General features: G+C 44.4%; 20 protein-coding genes. 1 reads left to right on the forward strand and 19 read right to left on the reverse strand.

Annotated features, from left to right (window positions below):
- Positions 1 to 12 precede the first annotated feature (12 nt).
- The 11 genes from IEY34_RS21020 to IEY34_RS21070 form a co-directional block, all read right to left on the reverse strand.
- Positions 13 to 972 carry a PfkB family carbohydrate kinase gene (locus IEY34_RS21020; protein WP_189014816.1) on the reverse strand — a complete coding sequence of 320 codons (960 nt, stop codon included), beginning with the start codon at positions 970 to 972 and terminating at the stop codon, positions 13 to 15.
- Entirely contained in the window at positions 969 to 2012 is a 1044-nt protein-coding gene (locus tag IEY34_RS21025; protein ID WP_229757758.1) for a glycoside hydrolase family 88 protein, read from the reverse strand. The genes IEY34_RS21020 and IEY34_RS21025 overlap by 4 nt, the downstream gene beginning before the upstream one ends.
- Positions 2009 to 2689, reverse strand: coding sequence for a ThuA domain-containing protein (locus IEY34_RS21030; protein WP_189014818.1), 681 nt, complete (start codon positions 2687 to 2689; stop codon positions 2009 to 2011). The genes IEY34_RS21025 and IEY34_RS21030 overlap by 4 nt, the downstream gene beginning before the upstream one ends.
- Positions 2690 to 2863: 174 nt before the next feature.
- Positions 2864 to 4471: a response regulator gene (locus IEY34_RS21035; protein WP_189014820.1), complete on the reverse strand. Its 1608-nt coding sequence runs from the start codon at positions 4469 to 4471 to the stop codon at positions 2864 to 2866.
- 104 nt (positions 4472 to 4575) lie between these two features.
- Complete coding sequence (locus IEY34_RS21040; protein ID WP_189014822.1) at positions 4576 to 5256, reverse strand: MgtC/SapB family protein; 681 nt, start codon at positions 5254 to 5256, stop codon at positions 4576 to 4578.
- 16 nt (positions 5257 to 5272) lie between these two features.
- Positions 5273 to 5983 (reverse strand): glycerophosphodiester phosphodiesterase, encoded by a 711-nt coding sequence (locus tag IEY34_RS21045; RefSeq protein WP_189014824.1) that lies wholly within the window; start codon positions 5981 to 5983, stop codon positions 5273 to 5275.
- 32 nt (positions 5984 to 6015) lie between these two features.
- Positions 6016 to 6930, reverse strand: coding sequence for a carbohydrate ABC transporter permease (locus tag IEY34_RS21050; RefSeq protein WP_189014826.1), 915 nt, complete (start codon positions 6928 to 6930; stop codon positions 6016 to 6018).
- 11 nt (positions 6931 to 6941) lie between these two features.
- Positions 6942 to 7814 (reverse strand): carbohydrate ABC transporter permease, encoded by an 873-nt coding sequence (locus IEY34_RS21055; RefSeq protein WP_189014827.1) that lies wholly within the window; start codon positions 7812 to 7814, stop codon positions 6942 to 6944.
- 104 nt (positions 7815 to 7918) lie between these two features.
- The gene (locus IEY34_RS21060; protein ID WP_189014837.1) at positions 7919 to 9358 is read right to left on the reverse strand and encodes an ABC transporter substrate-binding protein; all 1440 of its coding nucleotides are present in this window, start codon (positions 9356 to 9358) and stop codon (positions 7919 to 7921) included.
- Between the two features lie 42 nt (positions 9359 to 9400).
- Positions 9401 to 14071 carry a sugar-binding protein gene (locus tag IEY34_RS21065; protein ID WP_189014839.1) on the reverse strand — a complete coding sequence of 1557 codons (4671 nt, stop codon included), beginning with the start codon at positions 14069 to 14071 and terminating at the stop codon, positions 9401 to 9403.
- Between the two features lie 261 nt (positions 14072 to 14332).
- On the reverse strand, positions 14333 to 15253 hold the full coding sequence (locus tag IEY34_RS21070) for a DMT family transporter (RefSeq protein ID WP_189014841.1): 921 nt from the start codon (positions 15251 to 15253) through the stop codon (positions 14333 to 14335).
- Between the two features lie 126 nt (positions 15254 to 15379).
- On the opposite strand from IEY34_RS21070, the gene IEY34_RS21075 reads away from it, so the two are divergent.
- The gene (locus IEY34_RS21075; protein ID WP_189014843.1) at positions 15380 to 16270 is read left to right on the forward strand and encodes a LysR family transcriptional regulator; all 891 of its coding nucleotides are present in this window, start codon (positions 15380 to 15382) and stop codon (positions 16268 to 16270) included.
- On the opposite strand, the gene IEY34_RS21080 is transcribed toward IEY34_RS21075, so the two are convergent.
- The 8 genes from IEY34_RS21080 to IEY34_RS21115 form a co-directional block, all read right to left on the reverse strand.
- Complete coding sequence (locus IEY34_RS21080; protein WP_189014845.1) at positions 16253 to 18061, reverse strand: cache domain-containing sensor histidine kinase; 1809 nt, start codon at positions 18059 to 18061, stop codon at positions 16253 to 16255. The two genes, IEY34_RS21075 and IEY34_RS21080, sit on opposite strands and share 18 nt — an antisense overlap.
- 120 nt (positions 18062 to 18181) lie before the next feature.
- A complete protein-coding gene (locus tag IEY34_RS21085; protein WP_189014847.1) occupies positions 18182 to 19222 on the reverse strand; it encodes a S66 family peptidase in 1041 nt (346 codons plus the stop codon).
- 723 nt (positions 19223 to 19945) lie between these two features.
- Positions 19946 to 20344 carry an RICIN domain-containing protein gene (locus IEY34_RS21090; protein WP_189014849.1) on the reverse strand — a complete coding sequence of 133 codons (399 nt, stop codon included), beginning with the start codon at positions 20342 to 20344 and terminating at the stop codon, positions 19946 to 19948.
- 129 nt (positions 20345 to 20473) lie between these two features.
- Positions 20474 to 20677 (reverse strand): hypothetical protein, encoded by a 204-nt coding sequence (locus tag IEY34_RS21095; RefSeq protein WP_189014851.1) that lies wholly within the window; start codon positions 20675 to 20677, stop codon positions 20474 to 20476.
- Between the two features lie 89 nt (positions 20678 to 20766).
- The gene (locus IEY34_RS21100) at positions 20767 to 22140 is read right to left on the reverse strand and encodes a sulfatase family protein (RefSeq protein ID WP_189014852.1); all 1374 of its coding nucleotides are present in this window, start codon (positions 22138 to 22140) and stop codon (positions 20767 to 20769) included.
- Positions 22141 to 22155: 15 nt separating this feature from the next.
- Positions 22156 to 23715 (reverse strand): extracellular solute-binding protein, encoded by a 1560-nt coding sequence (locus tag IEY34_RS21105; RefSeq protein ID WP_189014855.1) that lies wholly within the window; start codon positions 23713 to 23715, stop codon positions 22156 to 22158.
- A gap of 27 nt (positions 23716 to 23742) precedes the next feature.
- The gene (locus tag IEY34_RS21110) at positions 23743 to 24606 is read right to left on the reverse strand and encodes a carbohydrate ABC transporter permease (protein ID WP_189014857.1); all 864 of its coding nucleotides are present in this window, start codon (positions 24604 to 24606) and stop codon (positions 23743 to 23745) included.
- 11 nt (positions 24607 to 24617) lie between these two features.
- Positions 24618 to 25511, reverse strand: a complete 894-nt coding sequence (locus IEY34_RS21115; protein ID WP_229757759.1) for an ABC transporter permease — start codon at positions 25509 to 25511, stop codon at positions 24618 to 24620.
- Positions 25512 to 25607 lie beyond the last annotated feature (96 nt).

The following is a 25607-nucleotide window of genomic DNA, read 5'->3' on the forward strand; positions in this document are numbered from 1 at the left end:
TGCACGAAGCGCTCAAACTATCAGCGCCTCTACCTCCTCTTTCGTCGGCAACGAAGGAATTGCACCGATGCGCGTAGTCGCTAGGGAACCAGCCGCATTAGCAAAAAGCAGCATCTGAGGCAGCCCTTGCTCCAGATGGGGCACGCCTGCTTTCATACAATGCGCAAAGTTATGCAGCATCGCTGCCACGAAAGCGTCTCCGGCTCCCGTTGTATCCACAACCTGAGCAGCATATCCGGCTACATATCCACTTGATTGCCCCGTTGTGTAATAGCATCCGTCTTTGCCCAACGTAACGACAACCAGTTTGGCTCCCCGGTCTAGAATGTACCGGCCGCAGGCTTCGACATCTTGACAGCCCGTTATGAATGGATACTCTTCCTCACTGATTTTGACAAAATCGGCATAGCCGAACCCTTCATTAATTTCCTTGTATGCCTGCTCCGAGTCTCGCCACAGATCCATTCGCAAATTGGGGTCATAAGAAATCAGCAGATTGTGAGCACGCGCATAGCCAAGTGCACGAAGGGTAGCTGCTTTGCTGCTTTCACTGCCTAAGCTAATAGACCCGTAATGAAAAATTGTCGCATTGGAAATGTAGGATTCTACGATTTCTTCTGACGTGAGACGCATGTCCGCTCCAGGATGACGATAAAACATGCACTCCCGATCTCCGTCCGGCTTTTGCGCCACGAAGGAGAGCGTAGTCCGCGTCTCCTCATCGAATGCCAGATAGGAGGTGTCTACCTGCAATTGCTGAAGCACGTTTTTCAAATAGTAACCGAACGGGTCGCGCCCAACCTTGCCGATGAATCCGGCAGTTCCGCCTAATCTTGCAATACCAGCTGCAACATTGGCCGGCGCTCCGCCTGGTGCTTTAAGAAAACCTGTACTTTCCGTCAAAGGTACATCCTTGTTCGTGGAAACGAAATCAATTAACAATTCCCCTAGACAAATGACATCCAGACTCATGACTCCCCTCCTTTACCGTTCTCCGTTGACGCTCCAGCTTCTCCAGCTCTATTTGCGCTTATCAGGGCCAATGACCTAGCTGCGCTTTCCATCAGCATAAAGAATGCCTGACTTTCCGGAGCGGTCCCCGGCCGATCAAAAAATGGCGCTGCGCACGATCCTTGAACGAGTCCATTGCTGTCGACACGTCCACGAGCAGCTCTGCGCATATCATCCGCGTAGCGTGTATAGCCATCGCCCAGAAGTCCCATTCCAATAGCCCGATAAATGGTATAGCTTAGCATTTGCGCTGCATTGGTCTCGACAAATGTCTCCGCATCATCCATCACATCGTGGAATAATCCATCTTCGCGCATATGCAGCAAACAACCGTCAATCGTTTCGAGCAAATAGCCAGAAATGCGGTTTCGCTCCACCTTCATCGAAGCAGGAAGGCTGTCCAAAACCCTTACCATGCCGGCAGCTGCCCACCCGTTGCCTACACCCCAATGCGCTTTGCGAACAAATGATTTCGCCCCATCATCCCATATATGGGAAAACAACCTGGCCTCCGGGTCCCAGAGAAGCTTCCAGTAGCCATCGATTTGTTTTACAGCTTCTTTGTAATAACCGCATACCGCCAAAAAAGGCGGTGCCATATAGAAAGAATCAATCCAAACCTGCGGCTTATCTACGACATGGTGCAAAATCCCCTCCTCTGTTCGGGGAGCTTGGTGCAGCAGCCATGCGAGCATGCTTGCCTCCGCCTGCACGAACATCGGGTCGCCCGTGAGCTTAGCTGCATAGGCAACGGCTTCGCCATTCGCCGCAGAGTCGGTAACCGAATATCCGTCATTCATGACACCCAGCTTACCCGAAGCATCTTGCCGAACAACCGCATCTCTCGCTAACAAGATCGCCAGCTCTGAATCTCCGCTTTCTAACATTGCTTGAGCTGCTACCCCTTGTTCCCAGGAAAATCTTTGCATGCTGAGCAGTGCTCTTTTTACTCGTTCCACTAGCTGCTCATCATCAATAAAGTTAGGCGCCCTATCTGTCACAGCTGTGTTTCCTCCTTTATTGCGATTTGCTTGCTCACCGAATTGCTCACGCCCGCACACCAAGCAACCGCTTCTCCCAATAGTTGAATAACCTTTCCATGTTCTAATCCATCGGGAAGATGAGCCGGTGTGAAGCAGCACACTCTGCCATCTCCAAATGTATGTCTCCAAGCCGCGATGGAGTTTCCATCTATGGAGGAAGAACGTAAATAGACTTCGGTCTGATCTTCCTGACAGCTCACAAAATAGTGTTCGTCCAGTATCGTAAACTTGATGCCCGCTCCTTCATAATCTACAGGCTGATGCAGCGTCGGATGTGAGAGGAAATGACCTCTCAGCATCTGGACATACCCGCCATTTGCCGGGTAGGAGGCAAGGCCAGAGTGCCAGGCCAACCAGCCGCCGCCACGCATGACATACCGTTGGATCGCTTCACTTATTTCCTCCGTCATCCACATCCATTGCGAATCACCTTCGGGATCAAGCCGATTCTCCTTGAATAGAACGACAGCATCCGGTCGCTCGTCTAATGCACCGATCAAATCCTTCATTTCAATTATTCTCACTTCCGTTGAAGCCCGATCTCCGATAGCGGAAAGCACCGCTGACATCAAAGACTTTTCGAGTAATTCCCGTGGATGATAGTAGTCCCCCAGGACAGCAAGTATTTTATACATAGGTCCTCCTTACAAGCAGCCAACTCATTTATCCAGTTTACATCTAACTTTCTTTCTCAAATCCATCATATAGGCATTAGCACTCGGGCAGTACCCCACATCTTTCGCAAATCCTGTATATTTATTCGATGCTTAGTCCCTTTCCTCTGCTCTAATAACGCTATTTCTTCGCTTTTACTTATCACCCTCCTCGTCATTCCGTACATAACAGTCCCTGAACTCAGTGGGGGTCATTCCGGTATGTTTTCTAAACACTTGGCTGAAATACCTTGCATCCTGGTAACCGACTTTCCCCGCAACATCATAAGCTTTTGTTTCTTTATCTTTCAGCAGCAGTTTTTTGGCTTCCTCGATACGGATTCTGGTTAAACATTCAAGATAATTTTCTCCCGATTCATCTTTAAAAAACTGGCTGAAATACGTTGGATTCATATAGAAAACTTCAGCGATCTTAGTGAGACTCATTTCGCTCATATAATTCGCTTTCATATATTCCTTCGCTCTATGAACCAACGCTTTTTCCGAATTCAGTTTCAAAGTCTTAATCGTTCCATACGTTTTTGCGAGCGTTTCCTTCATACGCTCTTTCAACTCATGTATCCCCACAGATTTGTTCAATTCATTCTGAGAATAAAACTCGTTCATAAGCAGGTAACTCGGTTCCAGTCCCAACTCCATTTGCACTTTTGTAAAGCGCATCAGCATTTTCAAAAAAAAGTGCCGTATAAACTCAATTCTATTGTGCTCAAGTGTTATGCACGCTTCCAAATGCACGACGATTTCTTCGACCAAACCAAATGAAACACTTAGATTACCGGTCTCCAAAGAAAGCATCATCTTCTTCTCGTATTCAATAAACGTATGCAGCAGGATCGGCTCTTTCTCCTTAAGTTCAGAGAATCGCATGATGCCTCCTACACCTGCCTTTCCAACACGATTTAAAGCTTGCAAGGCTTCACGGAATGAATTAGAGGCGTTATCCAGACCAATGTACCGATTTCCTATCCCGAATTTGATCCCACCATCCACACTTTTGTTCAGCGAGTTCTGAATCAACTGGAACAAACCCTCACATTCGTAGCGCCCTTCCAACTCTGTGCTGCAGTTTATCAAAAAAATACACCGTCGGTATCCATCGTAAAAATATTGAACATTGTCTGAACAACAGACGCTGGCTATTATCGATTCCACGATGTCAAGCGAGTACACACCCTCATCCAATTCTCCGATTGCAACAACGAAACCGTTGTATGTGAAGTGAAAATGAAGAAGTCGGCTGATCTCCTCGATTTCGTCTTGATCCGCAATACCATAAATCAGGAAAGAGAAAAACTTCTCCCTTAATAACGGCAAACTCTTCTGCAATTGATGCTGTATCACTGATTCTTGGTCGGCCTGTTTCTGTTGCGTATGAATTTCCGCCGCAATCTGCTGCAAAAGATTCTCCAGTTTGTGCTTGTTTACAGGTTTAAGAAGATAGGAATATACCCCCTTCTCAATCGCCTCTTGGGCATACCCAAAATCATTGAAACCACTTAAAATAATAACCCTTGCCTGAAGATTCATTTGTTTTAACATCGTTATTAGTTCAAGCCCATTCATAACGGGCATTCGAATGTCTACAATTATAGCTTCCGGCTGGTGCTCTTGTGCCATCTCCAGCGCTTTCGCTCCGCTATCTGCTTCCAGAACAATCCCATATCCGAGACGTTCCCAATCCACAAGGCATTGCAAACCGGTCCGGATGATTTCCTCATCATCGACGATCATTGCTTTCAACATAGCTTTCCCCTTCCGGTATGGTTACTATTTGAATTCCGGAAAAAGAGGCCGTTTAGCATTTGCGCGCTATACAGCCTCTTCATTTTAAATCTATAGATTCCGATTCAACTTATCGTTTCCACTTCCACTGCCAAAACGTGTCTTAGTCTCTTGATCTGGTAATAAATCGACGTCGTGCGCTGTTTACCTGATGCGGAGATGACCATTTCAACCTGCTGCTTGTCATCACTCAAATCTTTCACCTTGATGTGTTTGACCCTCAAATGGCTCTCTTGCAGCTCGTCAATCAGTTTCGTCATCTCGTCGTTATTCTCCACGATGATGTTGACAGACAAATCCCGTTCACTCAGCTTCTGCGGCCCCAACAGCTTGAAGAACATCGGAAACAGGTTAACGGCCATAATGATGAGAATGACAGTCGTCAGCGCTTCCATATAATAGCCTGCACCAGCAGCAATGCCTAGCGCCGACGCTGCCCATACCATTGCTGCTGTCGTCAGGCCCGAGATAACATCGTTGCTCCGGCGCAAAATCACACCGGCGCCGATAAAGCCGACACCGCTGACAATCTGCGCAGCTAGCCTCAGCGGGTCCATGTTCGTATGCCCTGGCAGCGAATATTTGTGCACTGATTCGATAGAAACGATCGTGATCAGGCAGCTTGCCACGGAAATAACCATGCTTGTCTTCATCCCAAGCGGCTTATTCTTGAGCTGGCGATCTATGCCGATCAAGAGCCCTAGAAAGAGCGAGAAGATCAATTTCAACAAGAAATCGTATGTCATCACAATCCCCCATTATTCAAAGGAAACGATCCGGGTAATTCGTAATCACGCCATCGAGCCCCGCGATAGCCAGAGGCTCTGCCCATGCTCGCTCGTTTACCGTATACGGATACACCTTGTACCCTTGCGAATGACTTCGCGCGATATACTCTTCATTCACTACTGTATAATGAGGATGCAGACTATATGCCCTAAACGGAAGCTGCTCCACATAACTCCAAGGTTCGCTTTTACTTGTACCGAATAACAATCCTAACTTCATTCGTGGCTCTAACTCCACTATTGCTGCGAGCACGTAGTGATCAAAAGAAGAGATGACCACCCTCTCTAACAAATCATGTTCTAGCACAGTGCGGACAATTTTTTCTTCAATACCTTTATAATAGAAGGGTAGGTTTTTAATTTCAAGATTAATTAGCAGCCGTGTTTCGGCTATAAGCGCCATAAACTCATGCAGAGTCGGGATTTTCTCGCCTCGAAACCGCTCTCCGTACCAAGAACCAGCATCGAGTCGCTGTAATTCTTCAAGCGTCATATCCTGAATTAAGCCTTGTCCATTCGTCGTTCGCTTGACATCATCATCATGGCAAATGACCACCTCGCCGTCCTTCGTCTGATGAACGTCCAGCTCTAAACCATCCGCGTTCATGTCCAGCGCGAGGCGGAACGCCGCCATCGTATTTTCCGGAGCATGCCCGGAAGCTCCGCGATGTGCAATAATGAGCATCTCTAATCACCTCTTCGTTTTATCTTGTGGTTTTATCCTTTTATCCCGGACATCGTGTAACCTCTCATGATTTGCTTCTGGAAGATGGCAAACAATGCTAATGCCGGTAATAGTCCGATGACCAATCCAGCGAACATGGAATTGTATTCGTTAGCTCCTCCCGAGGCGTTTGATATTCTCAGCATCGCGTAGATAGCTGTCATAATCGGGAATTTATTCATATCTGTCAATAAGAGCATCGGCCAGAAAAATTCGTTCCATGTCGATGTCACTGTAAATATCGCCGTCACGACAAACACCGGTTTGCATATCGGTACAACCACTTTCACGAATATGCCAACCTCTTTTGCTCCGTCGATTCTCGCCGCTTCCAAAAGCTCTGTCGGAACAGAAAGAAAAAAGCTATAAAATAAATAAACATAGAAAGCATTTCCGATATGCGGCAACCACAATCCCCAGTACGAATCAAACAAATTCAGGTGAAAGATCGGCAAATCTTTTAAATTCAAATAAAGCGGTATCATGTACACCTGTCCTGGTATCATTACGGATGCTAGTATCAAGTAAAATATTATCTTTTTGCCCCGCGGATTCAATTTGGCCAACGCATACCCGGATAAAGCCGCAGGAATAATCGAAAACAATAAATTTCCCATCAAAATAACAAGTGTATTTTTAATATATAGCGCGAATTTAAATGATGTCCAGGCGTTCGCATAATTGCCCCACTTCCACTCTTTCGGTATAAATGTAGGCGGAAATGTATACAGCTCTTTTAAACTTTTGAAACTGCCCAGCGTAAGCCAAACGATCGGATACAAGACCATGCACGCCAGCAGTATCATTATGATGATAAGGATACCATATCCTATTTTTACTGAAGTTTTTTTAAAATCCATATCAGTAATCAGTGTTCGGTCTGCACTATCTGTAAGTTCCGTTTTCACAAGAACACCTCCTAATCTTCATTTTTTTGCAACCTAAAATAAATGAGGGTAAAGATGAGAATAAATAAAAAAGTAATAATCGCTTGTGCGGTTGCTTTACTATATTCAAAGTCAGAAAAGGCGTAGTTGTAATTCAACAGCATTACGGTTAACGTCGAGTTCACGGGACCGCCCTTCGTCATCAGAAACGGTTCTGTAAAAAATTTAATATTGTTAACGATTGCCAAAATAAATGACATTTGGATGAGCGGGCGGATCGAGGGCAGCGTCACATACCAGATTTTTTTCCAAATGCTAGCCCCATCAATTTCACATGCTTCATATAGCTCCGCTCGTACACCTTGCAGGCCAGCCAAAAAAACAATCGCGGAACTCCCTACCCACCCCCATATTGTCATAAGCAGAAGGGAAGGCATCGACTGAGATGGAGAATTGATAAAGGGCTGTGCAGGTATGCCAAGAAAAGACAAAACTGAATTCAACATGCCAATCTGCGTCGGATTAAACATCCAAATCCACAATAACGACGAAATTACGGCTGGAACGATGGAAGGCACATAAAAACTTATTCTGAGTATACTGCTCCATTTCCGCGTTTCATTCAGCGCAATGGCTAGAACAATTGATGTGGTAAAACTAAAAAGAAGGGATAGCAATGTAAAATAGAGTGTATTAGCCCAAGATGTATAGAATAACTCATCAGAGAGTACAGCCTTGAAATTTTTAAAACCGACCCATTCATGACGAATGCCAGGTAAGTAGTCCGTGAAAGCAAGATAAAACCCTTTCAAGAAGGGATGCCAAACAAAAAAAACAAATCCGATTAGCGAAGGCAGCAAGAATAGCCATGGAATAACTTCTTTATCGATGATATTACGGTTCATAGGGTTCTTTCCTCACATCCTTATAAATAGAAACGACCCCATCCCCTATTTAACGCGAGACGGGGTCCTATCCAGTTCATTCACTACATTCTACTTTGGTAACGTTATTTTTTGTTGACGTTTCTATCAAGAACTTTATCGACTTCGACAGCGGCTTTATCTAATTCTTGCTTTGGATCCGCATTCTCGTCCGTCAATACCTTCTGAATGGCTACTGAAACCTTTTTATACAATAACTGAGCTTCCTGCGGCGGCTCTTGTTTCAGACCTTTGGCCAAATCGGCAAATGGATCGAATTTGATATTGCCTTCTGGTACCACCGCATATTTTTTCACCGCCTCTTTCACAATGCTTGCCGCTTCGGAATCTGATTGAAACATGTATACCCGTGGCACTCCTACAACTTCGCGACCTTTCACTTGTGCAAAATAGTCTTTATCAACCGTGTCGCGATCTAATTTGTAATAAAGCTCATAAATAACCTTTAAGCCAGCAATGACTTCCTCATCTGTAGCATAATTGGGGAAAGCAGCGATAGAACCGCCCATCAACCATCCGGCATTCCCTCCAGGACCTGTCGGCAACAGAGCAATCCCGATATCTTTAATCTTCCCGCCATATTGATTAACCGCTTGACTTACGACCCAGTAGTCCCCCAAAACCATCCCAGCTTCGCCGGTCGCAAGCAATCTCATACTTTCGTCTTGATTCGTCAGCACATTAGGATGCGCTACTTTATGTTTCCATTTCAAATCTTTCATAAATTGGAGTGCTTGAACGCCCTGATCCGAGTTGAATGACGATTTCCATGCTCCATCCTTTAACGCTTCCATATCCCCGCCGGCTTGAAAAACGTAATTTTGGAATTTCCAAGCTGCTTCCGCATCAGCGCCATTAATTTGGATGCCATATTTGTTTTTCGCTGGATCTGTGAGTTTTTTAGCATACTCAACCAGTTCATCCCACGTTTTCGGTGGTTTGTTCGGATCAAGCCCCGCTTCGGTAAAGCGTGCCCGATTGTATAACAGCATCTGCACGTTCCCCTTGATGGGGATGGAATATGCCTTACCGTCTCCCCCCACACTGATCTGTTTCACGATATCCATATTTAATGCTTTCTTAAGCTCAGGCACTTTGTCCAGATAGGCATCGAGCGGTTTTAATAAACCTTTGGCAGCCAGTGGTCTCGTTTCTGTCGCGTACATGAAAGTCATTGTGTCCACTTTTTTCGCTTCCACTCTTGGAATGAACGTTTCAGGCGTGTATCGGTAAAAAGTTGCCTCAATCTCAACATCGCTTAGTTTATCGTTGATCGCCTTGATCTGATTATTAATTAAATCCTTTTGCTCCTGAGCCGCTCCGTCGTCAGGTTTAATGTTAAAGGTTATCTTCGTTTTCTTGACAAGGGATTTCGATTGCTCAGTTGCTTTTGCGGCCAAAGTTGCCGCCGGTTCGTCTGACTTGGTAGAGGAGCACCCGGATAGGGCCATGGAAGAGATCAGTGTCGTATAAATGGCTACATGTACGGCTTTTTTTGCTTGCATAATCGTATTGCCTCCAGTTCATTAGTGTGAGTTGCCAACCTATCACTTGGTTACTTTTACGAACATCGTATCACTGGATGTTTCTCCAGCGTAGTTAACAAGTTCACAACGATATTCATAGGTACCTACCTGTTTGTTACGGTTTATTGTTATTGCCGATTGGGCTAGCGGTGTGTGATCCGCAAGCGCTTGGATATCGATAAGAACCCCATTCTCGTACAAGCGATACGAGGTGCCATTCATTCCCCACCACATGTTCATGCTCACTTTGAAATTGCCGTCTTCGTCCCAGTTATCATTGGAAAGTACCGGTTTGGCCGGGACAGCTTGCGTAACGTTAACGGTCATAATATCGCTTCTCGTCGAGCCGAATCCATTGATAAGTTCGGCATAGTAACGGTATGTGCCATTCGGCTTGTAGGTAACTGACGTGACAGTTGATTGGGCATTTGGTGAATTGTCAGTGAGAATTTGGGTATCAATTAAGGCGTCATTTTCATATAACTTATACATTCTGCCGTTATTCCCCCACCACAGGTCCATTTTCACCTTGTAATTGCCGTCAAGAATGCCAGTGTCATAGCCATTGTCGTTCGACAGATCAGCTTTGGCTGGCGCACCGCTGCTTTTCGAAGAGATGTTATTCACGGTAGCCATTGCCGTACCTCTATTACCCGCAGCATCCGCAAATTCGAATGTAAAGCTGCCATTGTAAAAGAACGTGTAGGAGCTTGAACCACCGTTGTTCGTGATGGTAACCTGCTCATTTGGCGTAATGGTCGCTACAACTCGATCATCCGTTGGCGTTGAACGGCTGTATGAAACCGTTGCTGTCGGAGCTGTCTTGTCGACAAGGCTAAGTATCGCTGGCTTGAACAAGGACGAATCTTTGGTTCCTCCGATTCCTGCTCCCCATTCTACCCATCCCTTGCGTCCCGCGCCGTCATTATCGTTCACAAGCAGGGACAAACTTAACAATCCGTCTTCCGGCTTGATAGATCCCAGATCATTCCAGGGGAGTGCGATTTCATAAATCGTGTTCTTGTTCGCTTCATCTCGTGAGACCTGTAACCTAGCGTTATCCATTAGCCCCGTAGAACCTCCTAACGGTGCCATCCAGCGGTACGCCTGCGGACCGTTGGGGGTAAGTGCAAACCCCATCTCATTCCATTTATCGCTTTCGCCCGGCATTCCGGAAGAAACTGCCAATTGGATGCTGTCGCCTTTCCACATATCGCCTTCCACATTGTTTTGCACGAACACGTCATCATGAATCTTTGCCGTTACGTACAAGTTGTTCTGGTCCCATGTGTACCAAACCTTCCCGCTTAAATCCCCTTGCCCGCCATACGTAGGCATCTTCACGGCGCCCTGGCTGAACAAATCGATACTCGCAGAATCGTCTAAGGCATCGAGAATTCCATCAACCTGAATTGTTTTGTGATCCAAAGAAAGCATTTGAGCTGGTTGGATTACTTTCACTTTCCCTGCATACGTAAGCTTGCTTCCATCCGCAAAATTCATCTGCAAACTTATCGGAAATAGCTGATTATATGCCAGTTGCGGTAGTGGAAGCAGTACGCTTTGCTCAGCCCCCGGTGCAATAGCTTGATCATAGCTTTGCTGCCCTGACTGTACGCCGATTTGCCAATTAACATTGGTTAAACGCTTCTCAACAGCCCTCTGATTGTGCACAATCATTTCTATCCAATCAGCGCCGTCTTTATAAATATGTCGAGCTGCGATACTCTGGGCGGATTCGACCAGGACAGATTCAGCTAACTTACCTACCTTTTTCCCATTCACGAGTACTGTGGCAAAAAAAGTTTTGCTGCTTGGTTCGGCATAACCAGGAAGAGAAATAACCCGCTCTTGGCGTGAGCCTGATCCGGCCGTCAACTCGTACGAAGTTCCTTGAATATCAAAGCTGGCGGTCAAGCCCTCACTGGACGATGTAAGATTATCTACACGAAGTGTCAGGTCCACTTGATCATCCACAAATGTCCGATGCCCTTGCAGTGCGAACTTGCCTCCAGGCACCACTCCCGCTATGTTTCCTTTTACAAAGATGGGATTCCCCGTTAAGGTTACATACACCTTTCCATTTAGCGGTTCTAAGGTTTCTTCCTGTCCCATCATATCTGTGATGCTTACAGGCTGGTTCGTTGTGATAGTCACATCGGTCTTCGCCTGCGTCCACATGACATGGATGGGACCCTCTTGGCCTTGGAACGAATACCGATTAATCCCATTATCCGAATGCTGTTCATAAAACTGCTTATTGGTTAACAAACGGTTCATAGTCGCTAACGAAACATAACCAGGTTTAGGGGTATAGCCCCCCTTTTCATCTGCTGGATTACGAATGAGGCCAAAATTATGCTCAGGTTCCTGCTTATCGGTGCCATCATTCATAAAGTCATACCAAAAGATTTTATCCACACCAGACGCAAGAGCGAGCACATACGTACGAATTAAATAGCTGGCTTGAGTTTGTTCATCAACGCTCCGTGGACCGATATGAGTCGGCCAGCCGATCTCTGTGATCCAGATTGGCTTGGATTGCCCGTTATTGTACCGTTTGATCAGAGCATCAAGCTTCCCAAGCTCTTCAACCAGTCCTTCGGGCGTTAACGGATAACGGTATGGATGAACCGAAATCGCATCCATATAAGACAATCCGCCTTGTTTAAACACCTCTTCCAGCCATTCCAAAGGAATCCCTGCCGTTGCTGCCCCAACAACAGTGACATCCGGGCGAATGCTTTTCACCGCTTCATACGTTTTTTTTAACATTTTGAAATAATAGTCCGGTCTGCTATCCGCAGGACCATCCCCATTATCCCCGTAGTTGGGAATATTATATTCGTTATAGACTTCAACCCAAGGAACTTGCGAGCCATAATGGTTCAAAACTTCCTGCGCATATCTTGCAAAGGCTGCTCTTCCCTCATCCGAATATGGGGTGCTGTTGTTGTCATAGAATTCATCTCGGGACATAAGATCCATGAAAGGAGTAAGCGAATTTCGCTGAATGGCCTGCATGAATAAATCATGTTTCGGATAAAATCCATTGAATATGCCTTTTTTCAGCTCAACTTCTCCCCAAAAAGCGCTATCCCGCACATTTTTGCTACCTGCGTATTTCACCAGCGGTGCCAATTCCCGATTCCATTTAATAGCGAAATGGGTTTGCACCCCGAATGGCGACTCATCTACGGAGGCTAAATTGAAATCAGAAAGCGACGCGAAAGTGGTTTCCGCCTTTTTGATGGCATTGCCATCTTTATTGGCGGTAACGCTTAGACTGTAATAGCCTTTGGATGGAACAGGAATCTGCAGATTCAATTGATGATCCGTAACCGGCGTAATCCCAGATGAAACGCGTTCTCCCCACAGATTATGTACATCCCAGCTTACAGCATCACCCTTCGTCAACAGTTGGAAGGAAGGCCGTTCATTCCCCGTAAACACATTGCCTATCCGTGTCTGGCTAAGTTCCAAATCTGGTACAGGCACTTTAACACTCATGTCATCGATCCACAACGTACCGGCCAGTTTTCCGCTCTTCAAGTGACGTTTGGCCAGGAGTACATCGATCTTCTGGGCTGGACCGTGCCATTGCCCGTCATTAGCTCCGAAGAAATGACCATACTCTTTGCCACCATTAAACTGAGTCACAATCACCTGCTGCCAGTCGGATGTCGCAGACAAATCGATTCTTTGTTCATGCACCTGCCCCGTCGAATCCGTCAACCTAAGCCGGATCGCGGTTAGATCATCCGTTTTCGTCCAGAAGGAAAGCTTCTTCATGTCCATCGTCGGGACATTTCGGCGTGGCAAAAACCGATTCATGCTCACGTAGGAGCCGCCGCCATTAAAATCCCCGACTAGCTTACCCGAATGACCGTCAGACTTGTATATCGTACTATCGAGCGTAAACTCCCCTGCCGCTCCGGGAACTTCATCACCCCTGTAAAGATTCCAGCCTTCATCTTCACTTGCAAAGCTCCCAATAGCCACATCCGGGAACAATTCATACGCTGGCACCGCCACTTTCGCTTGGATATCGTCAAACCAAACTGTAGCGCTTAATTTGCCGCTTTTGAGGTGGCGCTTCGCTACCAGCAAATCAATTCTCCGAACAGGAGATTGCCAGCTTCCGTCATTAGCGCCAGACCAATGCGCATATTCTAGACCACCATTAAATTGAGACACAGTCACCTGCTGCCAATTGGAAGTCGGTTGCAAATTAAGTCTTTGGTCGTGCACCTGACCCGAATCGTCGGTTACCCGGAGGCGTAATGCGTTGGCATCCTGCGTCTTCACCCAGAAGGACAGTTCACGCAAGTCAATAGGCTGCTCACTTCGTGAGAAAAGTCGGTTCATTGCCACATAGCTGCCACCATTTTGAAAGTCCGCACTCACTTTCATGGCGTTATTCCCCGATCTGAACACAGTCTCGTCGCGCTTCAGTTCCCCTAGCGCACCTGGAAACTCGACGCCCAAATAGAGCCCCCACTTGTCATCATTACTTTCGAAATCGCCAAGCGTCATGTCTTGAATGACTTCTCCCTCGCCGGCAGCGATCGCAGTTCCTTCGTTAAAGCCATGAAACCCAAATGAAGTTACAGCTAGCAAACAAACAAAAAGTAAACCTATTGATCCTGTTCCCCACCGCTTGCTGCTTCTCACGCATTTCTCAAAAAACATTTCATCCCCTCCTTCATTTTTAACTAAATCGACAAATTCATTGTGAATGCGGTTTCATTTGTCAGTTTAATTTTACCTGTTTAAGGGAGGTTCATTAATGAGATGATTTCAAGATTTATGTTTGATTTTTTCTGGACTTGTCGAATAGAACCTCCTCATTCACATTTCTTCTTGTTCACTGCTTAATATTACTTGAATATCCAAAACACTTGAATGCGTTGAATTCAAGAATTTGGTTGAATTTTTTTGGTTCTTGTTCCACTATTTCACATTTTCCTTTTCGTAAGTCCTATTGCGCGACTGTTTTGAAATTAACAGAATGCCCAAGAGAACAAAGACAATACCTATCGCATGATACCAATAAAACGTTTCCTTTAAAATAAAGCATGAAACAGTAACGGCACTGATTGGCATCACCCCCGTAAAAACGGCAGCGGTTCCTCCTGGAATTTTTTTTATTCCCTCGTTCATCAGAAGGACGGCCAGTACGGTTACAATAATCCCTGAATAGGTTACAAGTCCCCAGTCCACTAGAGAAACAGTGGTAAAGTCAAATTGTCTAGCTTCATAGAGCGCAAACGGTAGAAACATCAGTGCCCCGAACGTAATAATACATGTACAGATCGCCAATGAGCTGAGCTCTTTTGAAATCATTTTGCTGCATGTCAAGAAAACCCCTTCTCCGATAACCGCAAGGAGTACCAGCAGATTGCCAAACAACTCATGCATAGACCAATTTGAATTACTTACGTTGCCAAATACATTGATGACGATCGTCCCGATTACCGAAAGTATAATTCCGCCGATCTGATTCCAAGCCAATTTCTCCTTTAGAAAGTAGTAAGAAATAATTCCAACAACCGCCGGAGTTACACTGGTAATTATTCCGCTCTCAATACCCGTAGTGAGTTTTAACCCATACATGAGAAAAACGCTAAAAAGAAACACACCAAGCAACGCCTGCAACAACATGATGAGCAGATCTCTACCTTTGACTTTCGGAATACGTTTTTCACGATAGATAAGTAAGACAATAAAAATGGATGCCCCTATGAACAATCTCATTTCCGACACCAAAAATACCGGGAAATGTGCAGTGAGAATTTTATTCAGCGAAACGAAACTTCCTACAATCATCATAGCCACTGTGATTTTAAAGTATGCTTGTACACGTTCAGACATCATTTTCTCCCCTATCGTTGAATTACTATCTTGTCCAATACCTATTATAGGTTTAAAGTATTGATTAGAAAAATGAATAATTATCATCATTAACATGAAAAAAATCGATATATGGGAGCTATCTTTATGTCACTTACCAAGTTTGAGATTTTCCGTACCGTTGTTGAAATAGGGAATCTAACCAAAGCGTCTGAAACACTAAACCTCTCTCAATCTGCCGTCAGTCACGCGATTTCAAGCCTTGAATCTGAACTTGGATTTAAGCTTTTAATGCGCGGGCGCTTCGGAGTCAAACTAACAGATAACGGGGAACGCATATTACGACATGTCCATAGCCTATTACAGGTTCATGAACATTTGAAGCAGGAGGCAGCCGAAATTAATAAACTTGAAACAGGGACCTTACGCATCGGTAGTTTCAGCAGTGTAACGACGCAATGGCTGCCTCAAATCATGATGCGCTTCCAACAGCTTCATCCCTCAATCGAATTAATATTAGCAGAAGGTGACTACAACACAATTGAACAATGGATAGTAAATGGTACTGTTGATCTTGGTTTCGTTTCCTTACCTACCTCTGAAGCATTAGAAGTCATTCCCCTGCGAAAAGATGGCATGTTGTGTATTGTATCGAATCAACACCCTCTTCATGCACAAAAAAACATTGGATTAGAACAACTGTCCAAAGAGCCATTCATCATTCAGAAAGCAGGATGTGATAAGGAAGTACGCATGATATTTAAAGAAAGTGGTTTCAGACTTAACGTGAAATTCGAAGTTAGTGACGTGCATGCCATAATTGCAATGGTACAAAGCGGCCTTGGAATCAGCATTATTCCTGAAATGCTTCTTCCAAGACTACCCGAGAACATAAGTGCACTGCGGTTAGAAAGGGAATACTATCGCACAATTGGACTTGCGACCTCCTCTTTAACAACCACCGCTCCAGCTGCCAGAAAGTTTATTGAGACTGCGAAAGAATGGCATAAATTCATGAAGTTATCTGAGTCTCTCTGAACCTGCTGTCCTTGGCACAGTCACCTTGATGATCGTTCCTTTTGCCTGCTTGCTATAAATTCTCAAACCGAATCCTTCACCAAAATACACCTTCAAGCGCTGATGAACGTTAACGATGCCAATTCTCGTCCCTGATTTAATGCCATTTGCTTGCGCGAGCTCAGCCTTGAGCTCCAACCACCGTTCATAAGCAATCCCTGGCCCGTTGTCCGCAACGATGATAGCGATGTTGTTGCCGAATGCATAAGCACGTATCCGAATCCATACGGGGCCGCTTTGTTGTTCTACACCATGAATGATGGCATTCTCAACCAACGGTTGCAAGCTCAATCTCACAATCATGCAAGATCGAATATGTTCTGGCAGCTCAATGTGAACATTCAACCGTTTACCGTGACGGAGCTTCTGAATAGATACGTAGTGACGCACGTTATCGATTTCCTCTGCTAATGTTACAAACTCATCGACCGAGTTGACAATGTATCGGAACAGATTCGCCAACATTTCAACCGTGTGCGCAATCCTTTCATTTTTATCAATTACGGCCATCATGCGAACCATTTCTAGACTATTGTAAAGGAAGTGCGGATGAATATTCGCCTGCAGCGCTGCAAATTCAGCTTCTTTTTTCTTTTGCTCCGCAAGATGCATTTTGGTTAGCAGCTGTTTAATACCGGTGATAATATCCGTGTAACTCGAACGTTGAGGCCAATATCGGATATGGCTTTTAATCAATGCTTTCGTAGATGGTTGATCCATGGATACACTAGCAGTTATTCTCCTTAACTCTACAATAAGCATGGAAATCCTCGATGTAATTACATAAGCACCACCCGTTACTGCCAAAATACTACTGATGGACACGAAGAGGATAATTGCCTTAAGCCCTTCTGTATAACCGAGCAAAAATTTATGGGAAACCACATTCATGATTTTCCATTTCGAATATTCAGAAGTTACGAATGTGACCACTTTTTTATCTCCATTTATCTCTACATTGTAACTCCCCTGATCACCTTGAGAATTTAAATGAGCCAATTCCGTCTGCTGCAACATATGTCCCGTCAAGTCGGGCCTATTGGTGTAATAAGCAATCCGATCTTGGTCGTCTACAACAACCATGACCCCCTTTTCGGGCCAATTCACTTTGCTGCACAGTTCTTCAATAAGCGATTGATTCATATCGATTTCAAGCACGGCCAACTGCCCGCTTCCCTCTAAATCGGAAATTTTCCGCATATATGAAAAATCGTATGCACTCCCCCCAATCGTAGTGGTTTGCTGGCCATTCTCATTACGATGAATGCCGAACCATTGGACCATTTCATTGGAAGTTGCAAACTGTTTATAGGTGTTAAAATGCGTATAGCTGTTTTGCAAATACAAGTTTTGTTCTAAAAAACGAGAGTACACATTACCGTAGTTGTCCAAAACGATAATATTGTTAAGATGTTTATTAGCTCTTGCAATATTATCGATCAGCAATTGAATACTCTTCTCCTCGTAGCCTCCAAGCTTCGTTTTTTGCGCATCAAGTGTTCTTAACTGTTGAATGTCGACATGCGTATAAATGAGCATGCTGGCATTTTCAACCTGATTGAACACGCCATCGATATTTTCTTTGACCTGCTGCAGAATATTCATCGAGTAAGCACTTGTCTGTTCGTGAATCAGCCTCGCTGAAGCATTAAATGCAATGACCCCCACAATGATGATAGGCAGTAAAGAAATGGCAAGTACAAGCCAAAACAAATAGTAGGACTTGAGTTTTAATCGATTTCTAATTTTCAAAATATCCCCCTTATTTTCCCATTTTTTTTCTAAAGGAGTTCAAAAAGAGAACGTTCCCTTACCTTCGCTTGGGTTACGTCCTCTACTTAAACTACAATCTCATATTAAAATAAAGCTTTCTTATTCGGTGAAAGGACTTTCTAAGAGGGTTATTTCATTTGTGTTAGGATTTAATTCTACTTTTCCCCCAAGAGGTAAGATTAATTTGGGATCTGTATGACCAAAGTCAAAATCAACAACTATCGGTAAATGATCCATACCGAACTCACCTTTTATGACATTCACTATGATCTCATTGAGCATTAGGTTTTCTTCTGGCGTGTAATCTTTCGCTCTTCCAAACATGATCCCTTTTATTTTCGAGAATATTCCTTGCATACCATAATTACGCAGCATGTACCCAACTTGCATGGGGGAAGGTTTTTCTTCGGATGTTTCGAAAAATAAAACTTTATCATGCCAGAAAGATTCATTTGCCCAATAAACAGTCGATTTCATAAATTCTAACACTTCGATACATCCGCCCCACAAATACCCTTGCTCCACCGAGTTTCCCTGTAAAAACGACCATCCATTATCGTTTTCACTAAATTCCTCACACTGGCCCAATGTATCGAGTTGACCCCAATCTTTATATCCATTTGACCATTTCTCAAAGGGAGAGTATTTGTAAGGAAATTGATTTAATAATAAAATCGATTTCAAATGCTCGGTATGTTCTGATGGAAGATGCTTAATCTGAGCTAGCCCTGCCATAATAGAAGGTCCATAAAATGTAACCATGCCTAACTGGTTCAAATACGTTAAAAAGGTTGTAGCATCTGAAAAACCCATAATAAATTTCGGATTGTTGAGAATCAATTCAGTATCTAGAAATGGTAAAATTCTGATGGATTCATCTCCGCCAATGGAAGTAATAATTCCATCTATTTGATCGTCTTTGAAACAATCGTTGATATCTTTTGCTCGAAGTTGTGGATTCCCGTATAAATCATCTGGAGACATTCTAGCAGTTGGCATTTCAACAATTTCAAATCCCATAACTTCTTGCAAGTTTCTTAATCCAAGCTCATAGATATCAGGAAACAAATATGGCAATCCACTTGAAGGTGATATGATTGCAATCCTTGAACCTGGCATTATTCTTTTAGGTTTTTTCATCTTCGTTACCTCCCAATTCACTAAATTATTTCCTTATACTATCACACTAGACCCCTGTTTGCAGAATTTCCAAGAAAAAGTACGTCTAATGATTATTTTACAGGGACGTTTTTCAACCATTTCCACAGCCTTTTTATGAGACTGAGCAAGGCGCGGATGTTCTTGCAAAACGTTTGTACCTGAGCGGCATGATGAGTGTGTCCGCTGTCAAGATGCATGACAATTGTACCTTCGTGCGTCACTTTCTAGTGAGTTAAACTTTTCATATTATAAAGCAAGAAAAGTCTCATTGGATTAATCCAATGAAATCGGCTTTAAAGCTGTTGAAATCAACCTTTCACTGGATTTATCCAATCTTTTTAACAGGGAATCGTTTAAAAAGGGCCGATTCTGGAAATTCCATTGGAAAAACCCAATGAAATAAGGTTCTGAAGCGCAAAAACGAGGAAAACACTGGATAAATCCAATGTTTTCCTCAACTGAAGGAGCGGCACCAAAGGGGCGTAGCCGCTAGGCCTTCGGTTGCTTGTTACCGAACATACTGTTCCGCGGAAACGAGCCAACTTGTCAGGAGTAGCGAAGCGGTGAACATCCCCATTCTCGCCTCTAGTTCTGCCGCTGTAACCAGTTCTATACCTGTCATGCTTTCCAGTATGAATCCAAGTTGTTTGATAGAAAAAGCTAGTGATTAGAGCGATTTACGCTCCTTCACTAGCCAGATGGTTACTGTTCCACTATATGGAACTTGAAGTTTTGAGACCATGTATTCGTATCTGCATTTTGTACAATTAAAGCGCCATTCACATCTGAACCGCCGCTAATGCTAAGTATTTTACCGCTATTTCTATTCTTGATTTTAAAATAGCCTCCTCCGATGCCAATTAATTGCCATTGCTGATTGATGCTTGTACTTCTGGTGTATCCCCTTGCCATCAGGGATGAGCTGACATTGCTGATTGTTCGAGGTCGATGATGTAAATTGAATAACTTGTGCGCCATCAGTTGTAGAAGCTCCTGTGATACGAGTTTGTTGTGCTCGGACTCATCGCACATACGCTTGATGCCGTCCAAGTTCCAGCTAGGCTCGTGGCCGAAGAACAAAATGTCTGACTTGACGCCCAACCGTTAGTTCCTGAAGTAATCAACCAATAAGTTGATCCTCGTTTAATTAACGTGGAAGCTTCTTTGTAGCTATAGCTGCCTGAGAGTAGCTTCGTATTCTCTGCAATACTCAGATAGTCCGATGATTGCTTACTGATTCGAATGGCTGCCGTCGTCATCCTTGAATACGGAACCTAAATTCACCATCGTACTGCCGCTTGGAAGCAGATCGGTATTATTAAACGTGAACGGTTTGGCTTGTTTAGGGCCTACTAAGGCTGATACCATTAGCAGAACAGCCAACAAAGCAACCAAAACATTTCTGATATAATGAAACCCTTGCAATTTTAACATTACGATCATCCCCTCTGGTTTGTCTACGGACATCTCCATACTGATGATTTGACTAGATAAGGTTACTGATTAATGCTATCAGTTTGAAGCTACAGCTTCTTACGAAGCTCTGAAACAGCTACTCTTCTTGCGCCAGAATTATTTTTGGGTTCAGCCAGCTCAATCATTGGAGCGGCTTCCCCTGCTTCCTGCATTCTCCGAATCAAGCGCTCGCGTAAATCACTAGTAACACTATGGAATGATTCGATGCCGATTAAATTAGTCAACTCATGCGGGTCTGATTGCAGATCATAGAGAAACTCTTCTACATAAGTATCTGCCCCCGCATCGTGATTAGGGTTCAAGCCAGGCGCAGAAACGCTGTATTTCCAGCGCTGCGTGCGAATCGCGCGTCCAACCTGTGACTCGCTGATCTGAACCAGTACTTCTTCCGGCCAGCCCTCTCTCTCTCCGCGCAGCAGTGGAAGAATGGAGCGCCCCTGCATCGAAGCCGGAACCGGAATGCCAGCAGCTTCCAATAAAGTTGGAGGCAAATCCACTAGCGACACCATTTCCTGCAGGCGGCCGCCGGACTTGAAACAGCCACCCGCGAATGCGGTGGGAACGCGAATTGAGCTGTCATGGCATGACCGTTTATATTCGCTGTTGCGCGTCTTAAAGTGGCATCCATGGTCCGAAGTAAACATGATGATCGTGTCTTCTGCCAAGTCCAAGCTGATCAAGCAGTCGAACAAGCGTCCCAACGCTTCATCTACACGTTTCACCATTCCGTAGTAACCGCCAAGATGCGCATGGGCCGAACCGCCAAGCGTCGCTAAGTCTCCGGGGACGAACTGACTTCCGCTATAGCGTCCTTCATACCCGCGCGGAGCCGGATAATTATCGGAATGATTCTGATGATGCGGCTCCAGATAGGAAAGAAATAGGAAGAATGGTTCATCCTTATGCTGATCGATGTACCGGATCGCTGCATCTGTCTGTGCGTCTACACGGTACCCTGGGAGCTTTACTGGTTTATTGTCATTATCATACATGACCGTATCGTACGCATCTGAAGAGAATTCAAGCACGTTGGATGCTAACCAGTACTGATAACCACCCCGTTGATTTTGCGGTACAGGTTCCTGCTCGGCCAAGTGCCACTTACCGATATAGCCCGTACGATAACCAGCTTCATTAAAATAATGCGCAAGTGTCTGTTCGTCCTCTTGAAGTGGAATTCCGTTTACGTAACATCCTGTTTCCGTCGCATACTTCCCAGTTTGTAGGGAAGATCTAGCAGGGCCACATACCGGTTGGCATGTGTACGAATTATACACATGCGTCCCTTCCATCGCCATACGATCAAAATTTGGTGTCAATTCAAGAGGATTCCCATGAACTCCCGTCGTATCAAAACGCTGCTGATCCGTAAAAAATACAATCACATTCGTTTTTTTGTTCGTTGTCGTTGTCGTTGTCATGATCAACCTCTAGATTTATTTTTTGGTCTTCTTCCACTCTTCGTTAGCTTGCTGCTCAATCTTTTGGCCGCCCTGCTGGTAATATTTCTGCACGAACTCATCAAATTTATCTAGGGTCCAAACACCCGTTACAATTTTGACGAAGTATTCCGTCCACAATTTCTTCTCCAGATCTGGGTAATCCAGCTCTGCGGGTACCGTCTTCCACAGCTGGTTTTTAATAATATCTTTAGAGGCAATGTCCAGCGCTGCACGAACATGATCATCCGTCCAACGACGATCCGTTACTTGAACGAATCGAACCGGATTAGAGAACCCCTTTTTGTATAAATCGGAGTAGTTGCTCTTTTGAGTAATCATATTTTTCGCTTTATCATACGTGTAATCGACATTTTCTTCTCCGTAAGTAAGCAAATCTACACCGCCATTCGGATCATCGCTAACGGACCAATCCAGCATTTCAATCAGTCTCTCGGGGTCTTTCGCTTTTGTACTAACCGCACGCAGCGCTCCGCCTGAATATGGATTGACCTCCGACCAGCCGAGTTTGCCATCTGGCCCCTTGACACGATTAATCATCACCAATTCAGCCGTCGGCAATACTTTTAGAAGGGATGAATAAAAACCGCCGCCGTTTGCATTGATCGCGAAAGCATCCCCTTCAAAGACACCTACCTTGGAATTAATAACCCGGCTTTCTCCTTGTTTGCCTTCCATGACTGGGAACTCAGGATCAATCAAGCCTTCCTTATACCATTGCTGCAGAACCGCAAGCGCTTGCTTGGTTTCTGGCGTAACGAAGCTTTTTACGATCTTCCCATCTTTCTCCGTCCAGAAAATTGGACCCGTTGTTCCGTAAGAACTAAGAGCGATACCAAATGCCCCGAACACCGTATTAAAGAGCGTTGTCTTGTTGCCACCTAGTCCATACGTATCATTTTGACCATTCTTATCAGGGTCATTCTTGGTGAACGCCTTCATAACATCATGCAGTTCATTCAATGTCGTAGGCTGCTTCAAGCCAAGGTTGTCTAACCAGTCCTGTCGAACCAGCAACCCGGTCGTGTTGGGGGAATTGAACGATTCCGACCTTACGCCTTGAGGAATCGCATAGATCTTGCCATCAAATTTCACACCTTCCCAACGTTCTTTCGGGATGTATTTCATTAGATGAGGAGCCTTGGCCAGCAGATCATCAAGCGGTTTAAGCAGACCTTGATTGACATACTGAGCCAACTGCGTCGTATCCACACTGAAGTAATCGGGTATATCACTGGAAGAGACCATGAGATTCAGCTTTGTTTTATACTCATCACCAGAGATCATACTAATTTTATAATCTATACCCTGCAAGCCTGCTTTCTCCATTTGTGCTATAATCTTTGCTCTGGCTTCCCCTCCATTTTCCGGATATTCTGGAATCCCATAGTTGAAGAACATATTGAACGTGACAGGAGATTTCTTTGGAATCGTCGTTGAACTGGATGCCTCTTTATTCGAGCTGCAGCCAGCAACAACGATCCCTACCAAACAGGTCGCACACATAACGGACAGCACTTTATTCATCTTTTTCATACAAACACCCCTTCATCATTGTCATGTTTAAGATTTAACAGAACCTAGCATTGTGCCCTTCATGAAATACTTCTGCAAAAAGGGATAAACGGCAAGAATAGGAATAATAGATATGATTACTGTCGCTGCTATCGCAGATTCTGCTGAGAATGTAGTAAACTGGCCTGTATCCGTTGCCAATTGCTGACCTGCAATTATTTCTTTGAGCAGCAGCGGGAGCGTGTACAGCCTCTTATCATTTAAGTAAATAACCGCTTGCATAAAGTTGTTCCAGAGTCCCACACATTCCCAAAGCGCGATGGTTGCGATAACGGGCTTACATAGCGGTAAAATAATCGTGAAGAAAATCCGAAGTGGATTGGCGCCATCCATTGTAGCCGATTCTTCCACTTCCTCAGGAATGGTTCGCATGAAGCTTTGCATGACAATTACATTAAAGGCTGAAATCATACCTGGCAGCATGAGCGCCCATAAGGTGTTGGTCAGGCCCAAGCTTTTCACTACCAAATAGGTAGGAATCATCCCACCGCTGAAAATCATCGTGAAAATGACTAGAATCGTTATTACTTTTGCACCAGGAAGACCTTTTTTGTTTAAGGCATACGCTGTCGTCGCTGTAAACATGACATGAAGAAATGTACCTACAACCGCAACGATAATGCTGTTTCGATACGCTAGCCAAATGAAACTGGAAGACAGTACACTTTGATACGCATCAACTGTAAAGCCCCTCGGAAAGAAAAACAAACCGCCTTGCATAGCTCCTGCCGCTGTACTGAATGATATCGAAATTTCATGCCATAAAGGATATAAAGTTACCAAAGAAAGCAGTCCAAGAAATAGTGCATTGCACCACTCGAACATGCGTTCACCTAAGCCTTTCTTCATCATCACACTCCTCCTCACCAAAGTCCCCGTTCACCCAAACGTCTAACCAGCCAATTCGTAAACAGAAGCAAGCACAAGCCTACAATAGACTGGAACAAGCCAGCAGCCGTAGCAAACGAGAATCTACCCATTGTTAAACCTACACGGTACACATACGTATCCAAAATGTCTGACACGTTATAAACGAACGGATTGTATAGAATAAAAATTTGATCGAAACCTACATTTAGAATTTGTCCCGTACGCAGAATCAGCAGTACAACAATCGTTGAAGCAATACTTGGAAGTGTGACATGACGAATTAACTGAAACCTGTTTGCTCCATCGATTTTGGCTGCTTCATACAATTCGGGATTAACACCTGCGATCGCCGCCAAATAAATGACGGTTCCCCAGCCCGCTTCTTTCCACATCTCTGAACCAACCAAAAAACCCCTGAACACGTCCGGATTCATAAAAGGACTAGTTGAAAGCCCTAGCCATTTGGTCACTCCCGTATCTACCGAAAATACGGAGAATAGAATACTGCCAAGTACAACCCAGGATACGAAATGCGGGAAATAAATAATCGTTTGCACAATTCGTTTAAAGACCCCATTGAGCAATTCATTTAAAAGCAGCGCCAAGAGTATGGGAGCAGGGAAGTTAACTAACAGTTTATAAAAACTGATAATAACTGTATTTTGGAGCGCAACCCAAAAATCTGGCGATTCAAACAGAATTCTGAACCATTTTAACCCTACCCACGGACTGTTAAAGATGCTTCCAGCAATTTTGAAATCTTGGAAAGCGATTGCAACCCCACCCATGGGAATGTACTTAAATAATACGAAGTAGATAATTCCCGGTAGCAGCAGCAAATAGTAATATTTGTTTTTGTGGAACGATTTCACGATCTGATTCTTCAAGACCTCTCCTCCTTTCAACCAAATCGTTACACATACTGTGTACGCTTTCATCGTAGTAGAGGAAAAGATAAAAAAAAATCCTCAGTTTGCAATAAA

The organism is Paenibacillus marchantiophytorum, assembly GCF_014640555.1.
GTDB classification, from domain to species: Bacteria; Bacillota; Bacilli; order Paenibacillales; family NBRC-103111; genus Paenibacillus_E; species Paenibacillus_E marchantiophytorum.